Origin of the sequence: Streptomyces capoamus, from assembly GCF_014654935.1 — a bacterium.
Lineage (GTDB): Bacteria > Actinomycetota > Actinomycetes > Streptomycetales > Streptomycetaceae > Streptomyces > Streptomyces capoamus.
On sequence record NZ_BNBF01000006.1, the window covers coordinates 42,959 to 43,677 of the forward strand.

Annotated in this window: 1 pseudogene; it reads left to right on the plus strand. The window is 76.2% G+C overall.

Annotated features, from left to right (window positions below):
- A pseudogene (locus IE312_RS39620) lies at positions 1–719 on the plus strand (hypothetical protein); the annotation flags it as partial.

Sequence of the window (719 nt, forward strand, 5' to 3'; positions counted from 1 at the left end):
GATCACCAAGCGTGCCCTGCGCCTCCTGGAGGAGGAGCCCGATCCATTGCGCGCCGCCTGGTTCTGGGTGCAGCGCTCCCGGCTCGTCCAGGCCCTGGCGCGCGGCGACGGCTGGCAAGAACTGGGCACCGCCCAGGACCTGGTGCGCGGTCTGCCGCCGTCCGAGGTGCACGCCGAGGTGCTGGCGGTCGCCGCCAACTGGTCCATGCAGCGCCGGCCGGGCCCCGAGGCCCTCGCCGCCGCCGAGCGGGCCGTGGAGTACGCGCGGATGGTGGGCGCCCGCGAGACCGAGCTGCACGCCCGCCTCACGCTCGGTGGTCTGACCGTGGAGTCCGGCGACCCGGAGACCGGCCTCGCGCAGATGCACCAGGTACTGCGGGAGACCCGCGCGGAGGGCATGCACCACGTCGCGGGCCGCGCCTACGTCAACCTGCCGTCGGCGCTGCAGAGCGTCGGCCGGGACCGGGAGGCCGTACCGCTGCTGCGCGAGGGCATCGAATTCTGCCGCGGCTACGGACTGCTGGACTCCGGCGCCTGGGGGTGGAGCAACCTGTCCGAGGCGCTCTACTCGCTCGGCCGGTGGGACGAGGCCGCCGAGGCCGCCGTGCACGCCACCCGGGTCGGCCACAGCGCCAAGCCCCGTGGCGCCGGCGCCCTGCGCCTGGCCCACCTCGCGCTGGCCCGCGGCGACCTGGCCGAGGCCGGCCGGCAACTCGCCG